We start from the raw sequence: 1785 nt of genomic DNA, 5'->3' as shown, positions 1-1785 counted from the left end.
AGCGAAAATATCCTGTTCAGCAACAGGATGTTTTTCTGCTGGCTTTAAAACGGGAGTTTATATAGAAAATAACCTTTATCAGCCAGGCTGATGAATATAAAATCATCGATTAACATACGCCTGGCTACAACGTTACCGTAAACTGCAGCTAAATAAATTTTGTTATATATCAGGCTGCCATTTTTCGACATTCTTCAGCGCAGCGATAACAGGCTTCAGCGCACTTCTTACAGTGGTCGTGTTCATGTCTGGCGCATTCATCCCCACATTGCTGGCAGACTTCTGCGCAAACTTTACAAATTTGAACTGCAAATTCGCTATCCATTGACATTAACTCTGCCGCCAGGCGACAGATGCTGGCGCACTGCATATCCGTGCGGATACATTCGCGCATCATCTCCAGATTTTCTTCTTTCAGGCATGAAGTGGCGCAGTAGTCACAGGTAGCGGCACAGATATAACAGGCCTCAATGCAGTTGCGATATTGTTCAGACATCATTTTCTCTCCGACGTTAAATGCAAAGAAGTTATAAGCTTGGAACAAAATAGGGATTGCTGCAAATGCGATAGGAGAAAGGTGCTGCTTGTCTGAGGCGGATATCTTATTTTTTTCGAGGGATTAATTATATTTGCATGACTTTCCTCGCAAAAAACGGTATTTCTCCATTGGCTCCCTGCTTTTTCTGCACACATAACCGCTATAAGTTTATGCTTCTTTATTTCAGACCTGGAGGTACAGGATTATGCATCCTTCCGATCCACAAATGTTGTTGCTGCTCTACTTTGTACTGCCGGTCTGGCTTATTGCCGGTTTCGCCGACTGGCTTTGCCACCGGGCAACGGATATAGAAACAACAACGGGCCTTAAAGAAACCTACATTCATATTCTGATGCTTCTGGAGATGGGGCTGCCTTTACTCTCGGCCCTTTTTCTGGACGTGAATGCGCTGGTTATCGCATTTATGATGGTGCTGTTTTTCTGCCATGAAGCTACCGCCTTATGGGATGTCAGCTATGCCGTCACCGCAAGGCGGGTTTCCCCGATTGAGCAGCACGTACACAGCTTCCTGGAGATGGTTCCCCTGATGGCGCTCCTGCTGGTTATTTCTCGACACTGGCCGCAGTTCCTGGCGCTGTTTGGTTTCGGCGACGAGCCAGCCCGTTTTGAGCTGAAGCTGCGCGCGGATCCGTTGCCGACGGGTTACATCATTGCTGTTCTTACCGGCATTTTTGTTCTGGAGATGCTGCCTTACCTTGAAGAATACTGGCGCGGGAAGAAAGCCAGAAAAGCGGCCAGTTAAACCGACGGGGCCGAATCCGGCTGGCTTAAACGCCAGCCCGATATGTACGCAGCGCCGCTGACCAGAGGTCGTTGTTGCATCTTGGGCATTGCAGGCCGCGCTGTGCTGCAATGTGCTGCGTTAATCCGCAGTGACAGCAGGCATAAAGCCCTGCTGCAGGTACGCGCGTAAAGTCTTGACGATGCGCGGGTGGCAGCACAGAGAGGCCGGGTCGAACGTCGTCACGGTCAAAGAAATAGATGCTTAGCTGACCATCAATTTCCAGAATAGCCAGCCGAACCTGACCAAGATGCTCCACGCCATTCAGGCGGAGTTCCATAAAAAATTCGTCTTCAGAGATGTTATGTCGGTTCAGGCTCTCCAGTTCATAGAGGCCGTCTTTAATCAACGTGACCACATCGCCTTCTATCAATCGCGAAAAACGAGGGCTGCGCGCCGTCAGAAAGGTGGTAAACCGGTACAGGAACAGCAGGACAAGAAAAAC

Annotated in this window: 3 protein-coding genes; 1 reads left to right on the top strand and 2 read right to left on the bottom strand. The window is 49.0% G+C overall.

Features of this window, described 5'->3' with window-relative positions:
- Nucleotides 1-169: 169 nt before the first annotated feature.
- Nucleotides 170-496 (bottom strand): four-helix bundle copper-binding protein, encoded by a 327-nt coding sequence (locus Q9R34_RS21605; RefSeq protein ID WP_275556138.1) that lies wholly within the window; start codon nucleotides 494-496, stop codon nucleotides 170-172.
- 247 nt (nucleotides 497-743) lie between these two features.
- On the opposite strand from Q9R34_RS21605, the gene Q9R34_RS21600 reads away from it, so the two are divergent.
- A complete protein-coding gene (locus Q9R34_RS21600) occupies nucleotides 744-1301 on the top strand; it encodes a diguanylate cyclase (protein ID WP_476658638.1) in 558 nt (185 codons plus the stop codon).
- A gap of 25 nt (nucleotides 1302-1326) precedes the next feature.
- Here the strand turns inward: Q9R34_RS21600 and Q9R34_RS21595 are convergent.
- Nucleotides 1327-1785 (bottom strand): DUF421 domain-containing protein (locus Q9R34_RS21595; protein WP_485896410.1); only part of this gene is annotated, 459 nt, incomplete at its 5' end.

This window comes from Enterobacter sp. BRE11, from assembly GCF_031844285.1.
Lineage (GTDB): Bacteria > Pseudomonadota > Gammaproteobacteria > Enterobacterales > Enterobacteriaceae > Pantoea.
This window is presented reverse-complemented; position numbering and strand designations above follow the sequence as displayed.

What these genes read in the sequence shown, in the direction of transcription:
- Q9R34_RS21600 (WP_476658638.1), top strand. Translation starts at nt 744, where the DNA reads ATGCATCCTTCCGATCCACAAATGTTGTTGCTGCTCTACTTTGTACTG.
- Q9R34_RS21605 (WP_275556138.1), bottom strand. Translation starts at nt 496, where the DNA reads ATGTCTGAACAATATCGCAACTGCATTGAGGCCTGTTATATCTGTGCC.